Annotated in this window: 18 protein-coding genes; 8 read left to right on the top strand and 10 right to left on the bottom strand. The window is 73.4% G+C overall.

Translation table 11 applies throughout. The annotated features are described in order from the left end of the window. Positions 1–18: 18 nt before the first annotated feature. The 3 genes from F9B16_RS06580 to F9B16_RS06570 form a co-directional block, all read right to left on the bottom strand. Positions 19–1,422 (bottom strand): hypothetical protein, encoded by a 1,404-nt coding sequence (locus F9B16_RS06580; protein WP_151539066.1) that lies wholly within the window; start codon positions 1,420–1,422, stop codon positions 19–21. Between the two features lie 212 nt (positions 1,423–1,634). Next, positions 1,635–2,105, bottom strand: a complete 471-nt coding sequence (gene ispF / locus F9B16_RS06575; protein WP_225991418.1) for a 2-C-methyl-D-erythritol 2,4-cyclodiphosphate synthase — start codon at positions 2,103–2,105, stop codon at positions 1,635–1,637. A 22-nt stretch (positions 2,106–2,127) separates the two neighbouring features. Further along, a complete protein-coding gene (locus F9B16_RS06570; protein ID WP_067459337.1) occupies positions 2,128–2,610 on the bottom strand; it encodes a CarD family transcriptional regulator in 483 nt (160 codons plus the stop codon). 384 nt (positions 2,611–2,994) lie between these two features. Between F9B16_RS06570 and F9B16_RS06565 the strand changes: the two genes are divergently transcribed. After that, positions 2,995–3,756 carry a hypothetical protein gene (locus F9B16_RS06565; protein ID WP_151539064.1) on the top strand — a complete coding sequence of 254 codons (762 nt, stop codon included), beginning with the start codon at positions 2,995–2,997 and terminating at the stop codon, positions 3,754–3,756. 123 nt (positions 3,757–3,879) lie between these two features. Then, complete coding sequence (locus F9B16_RS50690) at positions 3,880–4,767, top strand: hypothetical protein (RefSeq protein WP_192808642.1); 888 nt, start codon at positions 3,880–3,882, stop codon at positions 4,765–4,767. Between the two features lie 91 nt (positions 4,768–4,858). Here F9B16_RS50690 and F9B16_RS06555 read toward each other — a convergent pair whose 3' ends face one another. Beyond that, positions 4,859–5,539, bottom strand: coding sequence for a response regulator transcription factor (locus F9B16_RS06555; RefSeq protein ID WP_151539063.1), 681 nt, complete (start codon positions 5,537–5,539; stop codon positions 4,859–4,861). Next, positions 5,536–6,738, bottom strand: a complete 1,203-nt coding sequence (locus tag F9B16_RS06550; RefSeq protein ID WP_151539062.1) for a sensor histidine kinase — start codon at positions 6,736–6,738, stop codon at positions 5,536–5,538. The genes F9B16_RS06555 and F9B16_RS06550 overlap by 4 nt, the downstream gene beginning before the upstream one ends. Before the next feature lie 180 nt (positions 6,739–6,918). Between F9B16_RS06550 and phoU the strand changes: the two genes are divergently transcribed. Beyond that, the gene (phoU, locus tag F9B16_RS06545; RefSeq protein WP_151539061.1) at positions 6,919–7,581 is read left to right on the top strand and encodes a phosphate signaling complex protein PhoU; all 663 of its coding nucleotides are present in this window, start codon (positions 6,919–6,921) and stop codon (positions 7,579–7,581) included. Between the two features lie 31 nt (positions 7,582–7,612). Here phoU and F9B16_RS06540 read toward each other — a convergent pair whose 3' ends face one another. Then, on the bottom strand, positions 7,613–8,224 hold the full coding sequence (locus tag F9B16_RS06540) for a TetR/AcrR family transcriptional regulator (protein WP_151539060.1): 612 nt from the start codon (positions 8,222–8,224) through the stop codon (positions 7,613–7,615). Between the two features lie 106 nt (positions 8,225–8,330). Between F9B16_RS06540 and F9B16_RS06535 the strand changes: the two genes are divergently transcribed. Next, positions 8,331–9,329, top strand: coding sequence for a hypothetical protein (locus F9B16_RS06535; protein WP_151539059.1), 999 nt, complete (start codon positions 8,331–8,333; stop codon positions 9,327–9,329). Positions 9,330–9,383: 54 nt separating this feature from the next. Here F9B16_RS06535 and F9B16_RS06530 read toward each other — a convergent pair whose 3' ends face one another. After that, on the bottom strand, positions 9,384–9,785 hold the full coding sequence (locus F9B16_RS06530; protein WP_151539058.1) for a carboxymuconolactone decarboxylase family protein: 402 nt from the start codon (positions 9,783–9,785) through the stop codon (positions 9,384–9,386). A 107-nt stretch (positions 9,786–9,892) separates the two neighbouring features. Between F9B16_RS06530 and F9B16_RS06525 the strand changes: the two genes are divergently transcribed. After that, on the top strand, positions 9,893–10,774 hold the full coding sequence (locus F9B16_RS06525; RefSeq protein WP_192808641.1) for a LysR family transcriptional regulator: 882 nt from the start codon (positions 9,893–9,895) through the stop codon (positions 10,772–10,774). Here F9B16_RS06525 and F9B16_RS06520 read toward each other — a convergent pair. Both F9B16_RS06520 and F9B16_RS06515 read right to left on the bottom strand, forming a co-directional pair. Then, entirely contained in the window at positions 10,771–11,811 is a 1,041-nt protein-coding gene (locus F9B16_RS06520) for an aldo/keto reductase (RefSeq protein ID WP_151539056.1), read from the bottom strand. The two genes, F9B16_RS06525 and F9B16_RS06520, sit on opposite strands and share 4 nt — an antisense overlap. A 139-nt stretch (positions 11,812–11,950) precedes the next feature. Next, positions 11,951–12,382, bottom strand: coding sequence for a MarR family winged helix-turn-helix transcriptional regulator (locus tag F9B16_RS06515; protein WP_151539054.1), 432 nt, complete (start codon positions 12,380–12,382; stop codon positions 11,951–11,953). A gap of 82 nt (positions 12,383–12,464) precedes the next feature. Here F9B16_RS06515 and F9B16_RS06510 point away from each other — a divergent pair, with 82 nt between their 5' ends. Further along, the gene (locus F9B16_RS06510) at positions 12,465–13,646 is read left to right on the top strand and encodes an MFS transporter (protein WP_225991417.1); all 1,182 of its coding nucleotides are present in this window, start codon (positions 12,465–12,467) and stop codon (positions 13,644–13,646) included. A gap of 32 nt (positions 13,647–13,678) precedes the next feature. On the opposite strand, the gene F9B16_RS06505 is transcribed toward F9B16_RS06510, so the two are convergent. Then, positions 13,679–14,515: a PaaX family transcriptional regulator gene (locus F9B16_RS06505; RefSeq protein WP_151539050.1), complete on the bottom strand. Its 837-nt coding sequence runs from the start codon at positions 14,513–14,515 to the stop codon at positions 13,679–13,681. A gap of 109 nt (positions 14,516–14,624) precedes the next feature. Between F9B16_RS06505 and F9B16_RS06500 the strand changes: the two genes are divergently transcribed. Together F9B16_RS06500 and F9B16_RS06495 are read left to right on the top strand one after the other, a co-directional pair. Next, positions 14,625–15,842: an LLM class flavin-dependent oxidoreductase gene (locus tag F9B16_RS06500; RefSeq protein WP_151539047.1), complete on the top strand. Its 1,218-nt coding sequence runs from the start codon at positions 14,625–14,627 to the stop codon at positions 15,840–15,842. A gap of 2 nt (positions 15,843–15,844) precedes the next feature. Beyond that, a complete protein-coding gene (locus tag F9B16_RS06495) occupies positions 15,845–16,906 on the top strand; it encodes a zinc-binding dehydrogenase (protein WP_151539045.1) in 1,062 nt (353 codons plus the stop codon).

The following is a 16,906-nucleotide window of genomic DNA, read 5'->3' as shown; positions in this document are numbered from 1 at the left end:
GCACGGACCGCGGTCCCGCTACTCCGCGGGAGGCGTGGGGCCGCTGCGGAAGTTGCCGGACGGCGGCGGGTTCCAGTCCCAGATGCGCCCCTCGCCGGGCTCGCGCTCGTCCTCCGGGCTGGGCGACGGGCGCGGGACGCGCGGGACCGGCGGGGCGCCGCCGTCGCCCGCGTCCGGGTCCTCGGCCCGGTCGGCGGGCGGAGCGTCCTGCTCCTCCGCGCCGTCGTCGTCGGCCTCGCGGGCGCTGTCGACGTCATCGGTGCCGTCGGCGCCGACGGCCTCGGCACCGGGGACCACGATGTCGGGACGGGTCGTCCGGGCCTTCTCGCGGGGCTCGGGGTCCTCGGCGTCGCGGCGCCTGACCAGCTCGACGTCGGTCGGCAGCAGCGCGGGCGCCGGACGGGGCTCGGGGAGCGGATCGAGCGGAGGGGACGGCTCGCGCTCGTACTCCTCCGCGTACTCGACGCCGTAGTCCTGCTCATCGGCGGCATCGTCGACGTCGTCCGCGTCGGCGGCGTCGTCGTAGTCGCGGCGCAACGCGCCGCGCGCCTCCGCGTAGTCGTCTTCGCGCGTCACCTCGCGTCCCTGCGCGTACTCGTCCTCGTGCCCGCGCGCCCCCGCGTAGTCGTCCTCGCGGGCCGCGTCATGCCGGGACAACGGCTCGTCATCGTGGTCGAGCTCCGGCCGATGGCCGTGCGGCACCTCGTACTCGTGGTCGCGTGCCGCCTCGCACTCGTGGACGGTCGCGTGCTCGAGTTCGTGCTCGGCTTCGGACGAGCCGACGGGCAGCAGGTCCAGCGGGCGGGGCCGCGGCGCGTACGCGTGCTCGGCGTAGCCGCGCTCGGCGTAGGCGGCGTCATCCTCTTCAGCGGCGGCGGGAGCCTCCAGCGCGGCGGGCGGCTCCAGGGCCGGGAGCACCTTGACGTGGCCGCGCTGCGCCTCGACGGGCCCGGGCTCGTCCGCCGCGGGTCGGGACACCCGGATCTGCTTGATCATCGTCAGCCACAGCCAGACCGCGATCACCAGCATCACGTGCGGCGCCACGGCCACGCCCGCGCGGACGGCGTCGCGCGGCAGCGAGCCGTACCCCCACACGGCGTGCTGGACGGCGGCGGCGGCGGCCCCGGCGAGCAGGAGCAGCAGCAGCGCCCAGCGCAGGGCGCGGCTCCACCACCGGGCGTTCCGGGCGACCACCAGGGCGAGGATCGTCATGGCGGTGAGCGCGTCGGCCATCACCGGGTAGACCGGCGCCCACCGGCGGCTCGCCCGCCCGGCCAGCGCGAGCTCGCGCAGGACGGGATAGGTCAGCACGTAGGCGCCGGCCGCCAGCGCGACGACGACGAGGCCGGCGGTCGCGGTGAGCAGCCGCCGCTGGGCCGGGCTGTAGCGGGGGCCGCCGGGGCGCGTGGGATCAGATGGCATGACTCTCGTTCCGGGGTGAACGCCTTGCGGGGTGGGCCTTCAAGGCGACCCTAGCCAGCCCGGACGCCGCTCACAGGCATCTTCGCCGTGAAGATCCCGGACCGCGCACCATAAGCCCCGAGAAGCCCGCTATGCCACGCGGCGACGCGCCGCGACAGGCCGCGACAGGCCGCGACGCGCGCCGCCGCGCGGGCCGCGCCGTGGACGAGAGATCAGGAGGTGGGGAGGACCAGGGCGGTGGCCATGGCGGCGAGGCCTTCGCCGCGCCCGGTCAGGCCCAGGCCGTCGGTGGTGGTGGCGGAGACGCTCACCGGGGCGCCGCCGAGGGCCTCGCCGAGGACCTTCTCGGCCTCGGCGCGACGCTTGCCGATCTTGGGGCGGTTGCCGATGACCTGCACGGCGACGTTGCCGATGGCGAAGCCGGCGTCGGCGGCGAGGCGGGCGACCTCGCGCAGCAGATCGATGCCGGACGCCCCGGCCCAGCGCGGATCGGCGGTACCGAAGACCGCGCCGAGGTCGCCGAGCCCGCAGGCCGACAGCAGCGCGTCGCAGGCGGCGTGCGCGGCGACGTCGCCGTCGGAGTGGCCGGCCAGGCCGTGGCCCTCACCGGGCCATTCGAGGCCCGCGACCCAGAGGGGGCGCGGCTCCGACGAGAACGGGTGGACGTCGGTGCCGACGCCCACCCGTGGAATCCGTGCGCTCAACTCAGCTGGCCAGGACCTCGTCGAGCAGGGCCTCGGCCTTGTCCTCGTTGGTCTTCTCGGCGAGCGCGAGCTCGCTGACCAGGATCTGGCGCGCCTTGGCGAGCATGCGCTTCTCGCCCGCCGACAGGCCGCGCTCCTTGTCGCGCCGCCAGAGGTCGCGGACGACCTCGGCGACCTTGTTCACATCGCCGGAGGCGAGCTTCTCGAGATTCGCCTTGTACCGGCGCGACCAGTTGGTGGGCTCCTCGGTGTAGGGTGCGCGGAGCACCTCGAACACCTTCTCCAGACCCTCCTGGCCGACGACGTCCCGGACGCCCACGTCCTCGACGTTCTCGACCGGAACCTGCACTGTCAGGTCGCCCTTGTCGACCTTCAAGACCAGATAGGTCTTTTCCTCACCTTTGATGGTGCGAGTCTCGATGGCCTCGATCCGAGCAGCCCCATGGTGGGGGTAGACGACGGTGTCGCCGACCTGGAAAGTCATGTGACAAGTACCCCTTCCGCTAGAACCAGGGTAGCACGGAAACGAGCGTGCCTGAACCGGCCTTGCCGACATATCCGCAGGTCAAGCCGCATATTGGGGTATTGACAAAGCTCTTTAATGGTGCATCGGGCACCTGTTCCCCGCACTCAGCGTGACCGGAGCACCACCAGTGTGCCTCCGGAACGCCTCTACCGCCAACCACCCTCCGGATACAAGCGTCCCCGCTGCCGATCCGCCGGACGCGCCCCATACTGGAGGTGAACATGCCGCCCCGGGCGGGTACGAAGCGGCCGGAAGGGACCGAACCGGGCAGTGGCGGGCGGCGAGGCGGCGCGCAGCGGCGGTGCCGGCGAGCGACGGCGAGCGACGGCGAGGAGGTGCGGCGTGAGGCCCGACGGCGACCCGGACCCCGATGACTACGGGCTCCCGCACGTGGACGTCGTCGTCCCCGATGACGCCCGCGAGCTGGACCGCGACGTGCTCGCCTACCGCCGCGAGGAGCGCCGCCGCCGGCGCCGCAGGCGGCTGCGCCGGGTCGTCCGGCCGGTCACCCGGTTCGGCGTCGCGATCCCGATCATCGCCGGGGCGCTGCTGGTCGCGCTGATCAGCGGGGCGCTGATGACGGCGTTCGGGCCGCGCCCGGCGCCGCGTCCGAAGGGCGTCGCGCTGGCCCCGAGCCCCACCGCGGCGCCGGGCGAGATCGGCGGGCTGCTGCCGGCCGGCTCGGTGGACGTGGTGAACCGCAGCAAGAACGCCCGGGACCTGCGCGACCTGCGGCCCGCGGTGTTCGGCATCGTGCCGCCGGGCGCGCAGTGCCCGGGGGTCGTCGCCGCGCTCGCGGGCAGCGCGCACGAGTACGGCGTCCGGTTCCTGCTGGTCGCGGACCCGCGGCCGGCGGGCGGGCGGCAGCCGGTGCCGCTCAAGGACGTGAAGGCGTGCGCGGGCACCGCCCACGACGGGACGCCGGAGATCCTCGAGGACGCGAAGGCCCTGCTCGCGGGCGCCTACGCGCCGGTGCCGGGGTCGGCCGGGGCCGGGATCACCGCCGTGTTCGTCCAGCCGGACGGGGTCGTCACGGACGTCGTGCCCGGCGCGACGCCCGGCCCGGACCTCTCCCAGAAGGTCAAATCGCTGAGATACGGCTGACATTTTCCGGCCGTGTCGCCACCCCGGATCGGGCCCCGCGCCGGTACCTCGCTACGCTTCCCCTGGCGTATCTCACGCCGCTCTCGTACCTTCCAATGCCTTTTTCGCGAGGAGACCGACGCCGTGATCCGAAACAGCCGTCGAGTGGTCGCGCTCGCCGTCGCGGGCGCCGTCGCGATCGCACCGGTGATCTCCGGCTGCGGCGCCGGCGAGGAACCTCAGACCTCCGCTCCGACCCAGCTGACCGAGGGCGTCAACGCGTCCGTGCCGAAGAACAGGCCGGCGGCGGCGCAGATCGACATCCGCAACCTGTTCGTCCTCGGGCCGAAGCCGGGCCAGACGCTGGCGCAGGGCGGCGCCGCGCCGCTGTACGCGACCATCATCAACCAGGTGAAGGGCCGGCCGGACAAGCTCGTCTCGGTGAGCTCGCCTGCCTTCTCCCAGGTGAAGCTGCAGGGCGGCGGCGTGGTGATCCCGGCCGCCGCGCCGTCCGGCGAGGGCAGCGCGGTCAAGCTGATCGGCCAGACGATCGCCCCCGCCGCCTCCCCGAGCGCGTCGCCGACGGGGAAGAAGGCGAAGAAGTCCCCGGGCGCCACCGAGTCCCCGAGCGCGACCCCGGGTGCGACCGGCACGCCCGTCACGCCGAGCCCGACGGGCGCGGGCGCGGCGAACGGCAGCCCCTCGGCCCAGTCGAGCAACACGGCACCGCCGGAGGGCGCCGGCGTGCCCTCGCCGGGGACCGGCACGGGCCCGCTGGTGGTGCTGTCCGGCGCGACGCAGCAGCTCGTCGGCGGCGAGCAGATCATGGTGACGCTGCAGTTCGAGCAGGCCGGTTCCGTGCAGGTGCAGGTGCCGGTGATCCCGCAGCAGGGCGAGTACGAGACCTACCCGGCCGCGCCCGGGACCGAGACGACGCCGGGCGCCTCCGCGTCCCCGTCCCCGAACGTGTCCGGCGGCGGTTCCGGCACGGGCAGCGCGACGCCGACGCCCGCGGGCTCGGCCACCCCGTAAGACCTCGGCACGAAAGAACGGCCCGTACGGCACACGCCGTACGGGCCGTTCTTCACACCGACCAGATCGCCAAATCAGGCCTGCACGCTGATCAGGGCTCGAACTTGTAGCCGAGGCCGCGGACGGTGACGATGTAGCGCGGCGAGGACGGGGTCGCCTCGATCTTGGCGCGGAGCCGCTTGATGTGGACGTCCAGGGTCTTGGTGTCGCCGACGTAGTCGGCGCCCCAGACGCGGTCGATCAGCTGCATGCGGGTCAGGACGCGGCCCGCGTTGCGCAGCAGCACCTCCAGCAGCTCGAACTCCTTCAGCGGGAGCTGGACGGGGGCGCCGCCGACGCTGACCACGTGCCGTTCCACGTCCATCCGGACCGGGCCGGCCTCCAGCGTGGCGGGGGCCAGCTCCTCGACCTCGCCCTGGCGGCGCAGCACGGCGCGCATGCGGGCGATCAGCTCGCGGGTGGAGAACGGCTTGGTGACGTAGTCGTCGGCGCCGAGCTCCAGGCCGACGACCTTGTCGACCTCGCTGTCCTTGGCGGTGAGCATGATGACCGGCACGCTGGACTTCGTGCGCAGCTCCCGGCAGACCTCGGTGCCCGGCAGGCCGGGCAGCATCAGGTCGAGCAGCACCAGGTCGGCACCGTTGCGCTCGAAGATGTCCAGCGCGTCGGGGCCGGTGGCCGCGACGGCGACCTCGAACCCCTCCTTGCGCAGGTTGTACGACAGTGCGTCGCTGAACGACTCCTCGTCTTCAACGACGAGCACGCGGGTCACGGTGTTGCCTCCCGGGCGGTTTCCATTGCGGCCCTCTCGACGGGCTTTACTGCGGGCAACGGCGGGTCGATGAGCGGGAGCCGGAGCGTGAACGTCGATCCGGACCCCTCCTTGCTCCACACCGTCACCTCGCCGCCGTGCTTGGTGGTGACGTGCTTGACGATGGCCAGGCCGAGGCCGGTGCCGCCGGTCTGGCGCGAGCGGGCGGGGTCGACCCGGTAGAACCGCTCGAAGATCCGCTCGATCTCCGTCTCCGGGATGCCGATGCCCTGGTCGGTGACGTTGATCTCGACGTAGCGGTCCTCGCAGCGGCGGGCGGACACGACGACGCGGGTGTGCTCGGGGCTGTAGGCGACGGCGTTGTCGATCAGGTTGCGCAGCGCGGTGATCAGCAGTTCCTCGTCGCCGCGCACCCGCAGGCCCTCCTGCCCGCCGCCGGCCAGCTCGATGTCCTTGCTGGACGCCTTGATCTGGCAGCGGTCGATGGCCTCGGCGGTGATCTCGTCGAGCCGGACGGGCCGCAGCTCGGGCAGCGGCTCGTCGCCCTGGATGCGCGACAGGGTCATCAGGTCCTGGACGAGGTTGGTCAGCCGGACGGACTCGTACTGCATGCGGCCGGCGAAGCGGCGGACGGCCTCGGGGTCGTCGGCGGCGCCCTCGACGGTCTCGGCGAGCAGCGACAGGGCGCCGACCGGGGTCTTCAGCTCGTGGCTGACGTTGGCGACGAAGTCGCGGCGGATGGCCTCGGTGCGGCGCATCTCGGTGAGGTCCTCGGCGAGGACGAGGACGAGGCCGTGGGAGCCGAGCGGCGCGACGCGGACCGCGAACCAGCGGCCTTCGGCGCGGCCGCGGCGGCGGGTCTCGCCGACCTGGATCTCGGTCTCGCGGATCTCGCCGTCGCGGCGGACGAGCCGGGCCATGGCGAGCAGCTCGTCGACGACGAGGCGCTCGCCGCTGACCATGCCGAACGCGCGGGCGGCGGAGCTGGCCCGCAGCACCCGGTCCTCGGCGTCCACGACGACGGCCGAGGACCGCAGGACGCTGAGCACCGAGGCGACCCCCGGTGGCACGCCTCCGGCAGGCGCCGCCGGGGACGCCGTCCGCTGGGCTCGCTCGCTCACGCGCACCGCCAATCCAGTCGCGAGCCCGATCGCGAGCCCGGCAAGCCCGGTCAGGCTCGCGACGATTTCGACCTCCACACCACGGATCGTAAGCGGCGTTTCGAGGGCGGCCGCCCGGCGGCCTGCCCGAACGGGGTCTCGTTCCCCGAAAGTTCACCTTCTTATACGCAGGGGTTCACACCCATGGGGCAGGCTGTTGCGTGGGCGAGTCCGCCCAGAATGACCGTCTTTCGCCCCCTTTGCCCCAAGGAATCCCAATTGCGTGACGCGTATCACGAGGAGCTCGACTCCCTCTCCGACAAGCTGGTGGAGATGACCCGGCTCGTCCGCTCCGCGATGGCGCGCGCGGTCACCGCGCTGCTGGACGCGGACCTGCGGCTGTCGGAGGAGGTCATCAGCGGGGACGAGCACGTCAACAAGATCGACGCCGAGATCGAGGAGACGGTCTTCGACCTGATGGCCCGGCAGCAGCCGGTCGCCGGCGACCTGCGCACCCTGATCACCGCGCTGCGGATGAGCGGCGACCTGGAGCGGATGGGCGACCTCGCGGTGCACATCGCCAAGACGGCCCGCCGCCGCCACCCCGAGACGGCCGTCCCGCCCGAGCTGCAGGCCACGGTGCTGGAGATGGGGCAGATCGCCGAGCGGATGATCGCCAAGACGGGCAGCGTGATCGCGTCCCAGGACGTCGAGATGGGCCTCGAGCTCGACGCCGACGACGACCAGATGGACCGCCTGCACCGCCGCCTGTTCGACATCCTGCTGTCCCCCAAGTGGAAGCACGGCGTCGAGCCGGCCGTCGACATCACGCTCGCCGGGCGGTACTTCGAGCGCTTCGCCGACCACGCCGTCCACGTCGCGGAGAACGTCGTCTACCTGGTCACCGGGCAGCGTCCCGCGGAGATCACCGACCTCGCCTGACCCGCCGCACCCCGTGGCCGGGGCGGCGGGGTCAGGCCGGTTGCGCGACGAGGGCGGCGTTGGCGAGCGCCCGCATGCCGAGCCTCAGGTCCCGCGGCGTGACGTCGTCGATGAGGAGCCGCTGCAGCAGGTAGCCGGGCATGATCGCGAAGAGGGTCTTGCTCGTGGCCTCGACGTCGGTGCCGGCGGGCAGCCGCCCCTCGTCGACGAGCCGCCGCAGGTAGCCGCCCCAGATCTCGCGCAGCGCGGCGAAGGACCCGGTGAGGTGGTCGGCGAGGCCGGGGTCGTACATGGCGAGGGCCCAGGCCTGCGGGGCGAGCCGGACCGGCCCGTCCTCGCCGGACAGGCCGGTGAGCTTGTCGGCGAGCGCCTCGAGGATCTCGTCGAGCGGGGGCAGGCGGTCGCCGGAGGTGAGGTCGATCAGGAACGCCTGCATGTCGCCGACCACGGCCATCAGATTGGCGGCGACGATCTCGTTCTTGCTCTTGAAGTACCGGTAGACGGCCCCGGCCGACAGCCCGGACTCCGCGAAGATGTCCTGCATGGACGTCTCGTGGACGCCCTTGCGGACGAAGCATCGGCGCGAGGCGTCCAGGATCTGGCGACGGCGGCGTTCGAGGTGCTCCTCGCTGACTCGCGGCATGCCCTCAATCTAAAACGAACGTTCGTTCTTGACAAGGCGGCGGTGCGGTGCGACACTTCCGGTAGCTAAAAAGAACGGACATTCGCTTTCCTTCGAGGAGCGGGCCATGAAGTCCTCCCCCACCGCGCGCGCCCTGGGCGTCGCCATCGGCGCGGCCCTGCTGCAGCTCGTCATGATCACCGCCTTCGCGTGGCCGTCCGCCCACCTCGCGCCGCGCCGCGTGCCCATCGTCGTCACGGGCCCCGCGGCCGGTCCCGTCGCCGAACGGCTGGCGCAGGCCCGCCCCGGCGCCTTCGCCATCACGACCCGCCGCGACGAGGCGTCCGCGCGCAAGGCGCTCACCGACCGCGACGCCTACGGCGCGATCGTCACCGCGCCGTCCGGCGTCCGCGTGCTGACCGCGTCCGCGGCGTCCCCGGCCGTCGCGCAGCAGCTCGACGCCCTGGCCCAGCAGTTCGCCCCGAAGCGGGACGCGGCGGCGAACGCGATGCCCGCCGTCCGGGACGTCGTCGCCGCCGACCCCGACGACCCGCGCGGCACCGGGTTCGGCGGCATGGCGCTCCCCCTGATCATGTCGTCGATCGCCGGCGCCGCCCTGCTGACCTTCACGGTCCGCCGGGTGGCGTGGCGGGCCGCCGGCGTGCTGCTGTTCGCGCTGCTCGGCGGCCTCGGCTCGGCGGCGCTCGCGCAGAGCTGGATGTCGCTGCTGCCCGGCCCCTACCTCGCCATCGCCGGCGTCATGGCGTTCACCATCGCCGCCGTCGCCGGCACCGTCGCCGGCCTCGCCGCCGCCCTCGGACGGGCCGGGCTCGCCCTCGGCGCCCTGGCCTTCCTGCTGGTCGGCAACCCGCTGTCGGGCGCGACCTCGGCCCCCGAGCTGCTGCCCCGGCCGTGGGGCGAGATCGGCCAGTACCTCCCGCCCGGCGCCGGCGTGACGCTGCTGCGCTCGGCCGCCTTCTTCGACGGCGCCGGAGCCGCGCGCCCGCTCGCGGTGCTGGCCGGATGGACGGTGCTCGGCGCCGTCCTCCTCGCGCTCGGTGCCCGGCGCGCCCGGGCCGTGCGGGCGGCCGACGGCGCCCGCGCTCCGGAGCCGGCGCTCACCTGAGCCGTCCCGCGCCCCGCCCTTCCGGGAGACCGTCCCGGAAGGGCCCGGCCGCGTTCACGACAGGTTGCTGATCGGGAGCAGGCCGCGCTCGCCGAACACCTTCTTCGCCACGACCGTCGCGTTGACCGATCGGGGGATCCCGGCGTACACGGCCGTGTGCAGGAGCGCCTCGGCGACCTCCGTCGCGGTCAGGCCGACGTTCAGCGCGGCGTTGATGTGCACCTCCAGCTCCGGCTCGCAGCCGCCCAGGGCGGCCAGCACGCCGAGCGTGACGAGCTGGCGGTCGCGGGCGGGCAGCTCGGGCCGGGCGTACATGTCGCCGAACGCCCACGCGACGATCTGGTGGCCGAGCTCGGGCGAGACGTCGGCGAGCGAGTCGACGACCCGCTTCCCGGCCTCCCCGTCGACCTGCTCCAGGACCTTCATCCCGTACCGGTGGCGCTCTTCGCGGTTCATCTCGTCCTCCTCGGAAGCGGTTGCGATGACTCGATCGTGGCCCGGAAACGCGTCGTCGCTGCCTCTGAGGCATGTGGAGATATACTTCCCATGCTTTGGAGGCATGGATGGATCTGCGCATGCTCGGCTACGTCGTCGCGATCGCCGAGGAGGGCTCGGTCAGCGGCGCCGCCCGCCGCCTGCGGCTGACGCAGCCGACCCTCAGCCGCCAGCTGCGCGAGCTGGAACGCCGCCTCGGCACCGAGCTGTTCGCCCGCGAAGGACGCGGCCTGACCCCGACCGCCGCCGGGAAGGCGCTGGTGAAACGGGCTTCGGTGGTGCTGGCCGAGGCGGAGGCCGCGCTTGAGGACGTCCGGCTCGCCGCGCAGGGCCTCACCGGACGCGTGACGGTGACGTTCGCCGGGTCCGGCATCAACGGGCCCCTCGGCGCCGCGCTCGGCCGGCTCCGCCGCGAGCTCCCCCGCGTCGACCTGCGGCTGGAGGAGAGCTTCAACGACGCCGAGATGTCGGACGGCGTGCTGGACGGGCGGTTCGACATCGCCGTCCAGCGGCTCCCGTCCCGCGACGCCCGGCTCGCCACCCGGCCGTGGTGGAACCAGCCGCTCACGCTGTTCCTGCCGTCGGCGCACCCGCTCGCGCACGCGCCCGGCCCGGCGCCGCTGACCGCGCTCGGGCGGATCCCGCTCATCGTGTGGCCGCGCGAGGCGTCGCCGCACTCCCACGACGAGATCCTCGCGCTGTGCGACCAGGCGGGCGTCGTGCCCCGGATCGGCGCGCGGGGGCGCAGCGTCCAGACGGTCCTCGCGCTGGTCGCGGCCGGTTTCGGGGGCGCGGTGATGCCCGACTCCCATCGCGCGCTGCGCCGCGTCGGCGTGACGCCCCGTCCGCTCGCCGGCACGAACACGACCCTCTACCTGGTCTGGCGCGCCGGCGAGACCGACCCGCTCGTCCACCGCTTCCGGGACACCCTCGCGGGCCTCGCCGGCTAGCGCGAGACCCCGAAGCGGCGCAGCGTCTCGTGCGGGAAACCCAAGTCGACGGCGCTCGCCTCGTCCAGCCTCGCCCGCTGGCCGGCGTCGAGCTCGATCTCCAGCGCGCCGAGATTGTCGTCGAACTGCGCCATCGTGCGGGCACCGACGATGGGGGCCGTGACGGACGGATCGAGCATCGTCCAGGCGAGCGCGACCTTCGACGGCGTGGTGCCGATCTCGGCGGCGACGTCCTTCACGACGTCGACGATGTCCAATGCCCGCTCGGTGAGGAAACCGTTCGCGACGGCCACGTCCTTGCGGGTGGACTGCCCGTTCCCGGCACCGTTCCCGCTTTCCAGATCGGCGCGGGTGTACTTTCCCGTGAGCACCCCGCTGCCCAGCGGCGACCACAGGACGACTCCCAATCCCATGGTCTCCGCCATCGGAATGAGGTCGCGTTCCACGGTCCGTTCGACCAGGCTGTACGGGATCTGCAATGCGACGAGCGGTGCCCGGCCGCGCAGTTCGGCGATCGCCTGCATGCGCGACACCTGCCAGGCCGGGATATCGGAGACGCCGAGGTAGAGGACCTTCCCGGCGCTGACCAGGTCGTCCATCGCCCGCAGGATCTCCTCCACGGGCGTGCCGCCGTCCCACATGTGGAGATAGAGCAGGTCGATGTAGTCGGTGCGCAGGCGCGAAAGGCTCTCCTCGACGGACCTGACCATGCTCTTGCGGGAATTGCCTCCCGAGTTCGGGTCGCCGGGACGGGTGGGCATGGAGTATTTGGTCGCGATCACCAGTTCCTCGCGCCGGCCCTGCGCGAATTCGCCGACCATCCGCTCCGACGTCCCGTCGGTGTAGGCGTTCGCCGTGTCGACGAAGTTGCCGCCGCGGCCGGCATAGGCGTCGAAGATCGCCCTGGCCTCGTCCCAGTCCGCGCCCCAGCCCCAGTCGGCGCCGAACGTCATCGTCCCGAGCGAGAGCGGCGAGACGCGCAGCCCGGACCGTCCCAGCGGCCGGTACGAGTCGAGCGTCACCTTCGTCGTCGTCATCGACGTCTCCCTTTTCCGGTGCGGACGCGGGGTCCCTCGAGTCTGATCGGACGCAACGGCACGATCAACGGCGAGACCTGTAACGGCCGCCGTGACCGAGCCCGCGCCCGCCCGCGCCCGCCCGCGTCTCGCCGGGTTCTCAGCCGTCGGCCAGCAGGGTCCGCAGCAGGTCGCGGAGGGATTCCTGCTGGTCGTCGGCCAGCGCGGCCAGCGGGGAGTGCGTGCCGAGGCGGTCGAGGACATCGGCGCGGGCGCGCTCGCCCGCCGGGGTGAGGACGATCTGCTTGGCGCGCCGGTCGGTGGGGTGCGGGCGGCGCTCGATCAGGTCCTGCCCTTCGAGCCGGTCGAGGACGAACGTGGCGTTGGACGCCTCGCACGCCATCCGGGCGGCGAGCTCGCGCGCCGTGATCGGCTCGGACAGCTCGCGGAGCGCGACGACCTGGGACGCGGTCATGCCGACGTCCTCGGCGACGCGCCGCACGTGGACGTCGAGCCGCTGCACGAACCGGTGGACGAGCTTGCACACGTCCCGGTCGATGTCGTCCGCCGCCGCGCCGGGCCGAGTCGTCATGATCCGGAGTCTACCCCGGCTGATTCGAGTCATGATAATGATAGTTCGAACTATCCGAGTTCGAACTATCTGGAGCGTGCGCGTGCCCCTTCCCGTGCTGTCCCTGATGCTGGTGGTGTTCGGCCTCACCACCGGCGAGTTCGTGATCGCGGGCATCCTGCCCGACGTGGCCGCCGGCCTCGCGGTGCCGGTGCCCGCCGCCGGCCGCCTGGTCACCGCCTACGCGCTCGGCATGATCGTCGGCGGCCCGGTCGTCACCGTCCTCACGGCGCGGCTGCCCCGCCGCCCCCTCATCGCCGGGCTCGTGACCGTGTCCGTGCTGGCCAACCTCGGCTCCGCGCTGGCGCCCGGCTACGGCCTGCTGCTGGCCGCCCGGTTCGCCGCCGGGCTCGTCGTCGCGACGTTCTTCGCGGTCGCCATCGCCACCGCCGTCTCCACCGCCGCCGAGGGCAGGCAGGCCTCGACCGTCGCGAAGGTCGCCCTGGGCATGAACCTCGGCATCGTCCTCGGCACCCCGCTCGGCACCCTCGTCGGCCAGCACCTCGGCTGGCGGGCGGCCTTCGCGGCCGTCGCCGCCGTCACCGCCGCGGGCCTGCTGATGGTGCTGCGGTTCGTGCCCGCGGTCCCCGCCGCAGCGGCATCGGTGCGCGGCGAACTGCGCGTCTTCGCCGGCCGCGGCGTCCGGCTCGCCATCGCCCTCACCGCCGTCGGCAACATGGGCGTGGTGACGGTCTTCTCCTACATCGCGCCGCTGCTCACCGAGGTCAGCGGGTTCGGCGAGGGCGCCGTCCCCGTGCTGCTGCTGGTGTACGGCGCGGGCGCGGTCGCCGGCAACCTCCTCGGCGGACGGCTCGCCGACCGGGCGCTGATGCCGTCGCTGGCCGGCCTGCTCGCCGCGCTCGCGGCCGTCCTCGTGCTGTTCTGGGCCGCGGGCGGGGTGCGGGTCCTGGCCGTCCCGCTGGTCTTCGTCCTCGGGCTGCTCGCCTTCGCGATCATCCCGGGCATGCAGACCCGCGTGCTGACCGCCGCGGGCGCCGCGCCCACGCTGGCCGTCGCGGTCAACGCGTCGGGCTTCCAGGTCGCCGCCGCATTCGCGGGCTGGCTCGGCGGCGCGGTCATCGACGACGGCCCGGGCCCGCGCTCGCTGTACCTGGTCGGCGCGGCCCTGACCGTCGCGGGCCTGGGCATCGCCCTCTCCATCCTGCGCGGGGACCGCCGCGCGGCCGCCGAATCGGAACACCGCCTGGAACGCGTCGCCCCCTGACGTTCACGGGCCCGCCGCCGTGCGCGGCGGGCTCAGGCGACGGCGTTGAGGCGGGTCCACCAGCGGTCGGCCGGCTCGTACCAGCTCAGCCAGTTGTCGATGAACAGCCGGGTCGCCTCCTCGCCCGGCCAGTCGTCCGGCAGGAACACCACCGGGAGGCGCGGGTCGCGGTCGAACACCAGCCGCCACGCGTGCACCATCCGGAGGCGGGCGACGAACGCCTCCTCGTCGGTGCCGGGCTCCACGCCCGCGAAGCGGTCGATGAAGCCGGTGAACAGCGGGCGGATCGCGGCGAGGTCCCAGGCCTGCTCGATCAGGCTCCGCTCCTCCTCGGCGGACCGGATCCGGCTGGTCAGGAACGTCGCGTGGCCGAGCAGCCCGAGGTCGCCGAGCAGCTCGCGGACGGCGTCGACCCCGCCCGGGTCGGCGGCGATCCACACCCCGCGCCCGAGCGCCCCGAAGCCCTCGAACTCCAGGCGCTCGGCGAGCCAGCCGTGCTGCGGGGCCTGCTCGACCGGACGCAGCAGCAGCATCTGCCACTCCCCGTCCCACGGGGTCTTCTCGACGGCGCGGACGAGCCGCTCGGTCCAGCGGCGCAGCAGCCGGACCATGCGGGGCGTCAGGCGCAGCCGGGTGCGGCGGCCGACCGGCTCGGCGGCGAGCCAGCCCTCGTGGACGAGCCGGGTGACGGCCCGCCGCGTCGCGCCCTCGGCGACGCCGAGCGAGCCGAGGGCGGACACGACCGCGCGCAGCGGCACGGTGTCCGCGCCGGCCCACCGGACGTACTCGCCGAGCAGGGTGAACACCAGCGCGCGGGCGCTCGGCCCGCCGTCCGGACGGCGCCGCAGGGCGGGTTCGGCGACTGCCATCGGGCTCCAGACTTCTCCGCTTCGGGCGTATTGACCCTACCGTCGGCCACGTATAGGACGTAAATACACGATCTCGTTGAGATGTGTCCTATAACTCGGAGGAGCCCGCGTGTCCCCAGCGCAAGGAGCGCCGCCGCAGGCGCACGGCCCCACCCGTTTCGGCGCGTTCATCGCCCCCTACCACCGGCTCGGCGGCAACCCCGCCCTCCAGCTCAGGCGCGACCTGTCGCTCGTCGAGCACCTCGACGGCCTCGGCTTCGAGGAGGCGTGGATCGGCGAGCACCACTCCGCGGGGATGGAGATCATCGCCTCGCCCGAGGTGTTCATCGCCGCCGCCGCCGAGCGGACCCGCCGCATCCGGCTCGGTACCGGGGTCAGCTCGCTGCCCTACCACCAGCCGCTGATGCTGGCCGACCGGATCGCGCTGCTCGACCACCTCACGATGGGCCGCGTCATGCTCGGCACCGGCCCCGGGCAGCTCCCGTCCGACGCGTTCATGATGGGCATCGACCCGATGCGGCAGCGCGACATGATGGCCGAGTCGATGGCCGCGCTCGTCCCGCTGCTGCGCGGCGAGGTCGTCACCGCGAAGACCGGCTGGTTCACGCTGGACGAGGCCCGCGTCCAGCTCGCGCCGTTCACGCCCGGCGGCGTCGAGATCGCGGTCGCCTCGACCATCTCGCCGAGCGGCGCCGTCCTCGGCGGGCGGCACGGGCTGTCGCTGCTGTCGCTCGCGGCGTCCGACCCATCCGGTTACGAGGCGCTCATGCCGAACTGGAAGGTGTACGAGAGGACGTCCGCCGAGCACGGGCACGTCCCGGACCGGTCCCGGTGGCGGCTCGTCGCGCCGATGCACATCGCCGAGACCCGCGAGCGGGCCCGCGCCGAGGCCGCGTGGGGCGTGCTCGACCTCGTCCACTACATCGAGCAGCTCAGCGGCATGACGATGCCGTGGGGCAAGACCGCCGAGAGCGCCGTCGAGCAGTGGACGGCCGAGGGCTTCCCGACGTTCGGGCGCGCCGTCATCGGCACCCCGGACGACGCGATCGAGGCCATCGAGGCGCTCGCGGCCAAGACGGGCGGGTTCGGCACGTTCCTGCTGCTCGGCCACAACTGCGCGGACCCGGCCGCGACCCGCCGCTGCTACGAGCTGTTCGCCGAGCACGTCGTCCCGCACTTCCGCGGGCTCAACGCGGGACGCACGGCCAGCCTGTCCTGGGCCAACGCCAACAACGAGCGGTTCATCGGCGCGCTCAAGCAGAGCGTGACGGCCGCGTTCGAGAAGCACGGCCAGGTCCTCGCGGACGCGACCTCCGAGGAGAAGTGACGATGCGTGCGACGGTCATGCGCGGCGGAAGGCTCGTCACCGACGACGTCCCCGAGCCCACGCCGGGCCCCGGCCAAGTGCTGGTCGAGACGGTGGCCTGCGGGATCTGCGGGTCCGACCTGTCGGCCCTCGCCCACACCGGCGACTTCCTCCAGGCGTCGCGGGACAGCGGCGTCGACATGTTCCTGTTCGACCCGTCGCGGGACGTGGTGCTCGGCCACGAGTTCAGCGTCCGCGTCCTCGCCGCCGGTCCGGACACGCCCGGCGTCGTCGAGGGGCAGTACGCGGTCGCGCTGCCGTGGGCGATCGACGCGGCGGGCGTCGTCCGCGGCATCGGCTACAGCAACGACTTCCCCGGCGGCTACGGCGAGCGCATGGTGCTGCAGGCCATGGCGCTGGAACCCGTCCCCGACCATGTGCCCCCGGCGGTCGCGGCGCTGACCGAGCCGCTCGCCGTCGGCTTCGGCAACGTCGCGCGCACCGGCATCGGCCCGGACGGCACCGCCGTCGTCGTCGGCGCCGGGCCGATCGGGCTCGGCGTCGTCGCCGGCCTGGCCGAGCGGGGCGTCGCGCCGATCGTCGCGTCCGACCCGTCGCGGCTGCGGCGGGAGACGGCGCTGCGGCTCGGCGCGCACCGGGCCCTCGACCCCGCCGAGGAGGACCCGATCGAGGTGTGGCGGTCGCTCGCGTCCGCCGGCCAGGAACTGACCGTGTTCAACTGCGTCTCCGCGACGGGCCTGCTCAACCGGCTGATGCACGCGGTGCCGCCGCGCACCCGGATCATGCAGATCGGCGCCGTGATGTCCGACGACGTCATCCGCCCGGTCGTCGGCGTCTACAAGGACCTCGTGATCGAGATGTGCATGGTCTACCCGCACGAGGAGTACGCCGCGACGCTGCGCCGGATCGCGGACGGGACGGTCGACGCCGCGTCCCTCATCACCGGCGAGGTCGGCCTGGCGGGCGTGCCCGCCGCGGTCGACGCGCTCCGCCGCCCCGACGACCACATCAAGATCCTCGTCCGTCCCGGCCTGGACGGCACCGCGATCCGCACCCCCGCCTGA

Origin of the sequence: Actinomadura montaniterrae (assembly GCF_008923365.1) — a bacterium.
GTDB lineage: Bacteria > Actinomycetota > Actinomycetes > Streptosporangiales > Streptosporangiaceae > Spirillospora > Spirillospora montaniterrae.
Note: the sequence above shows the minus strand (reverse complement) of the source record. Positions and strands in the feature narration are given on the sequence as shown.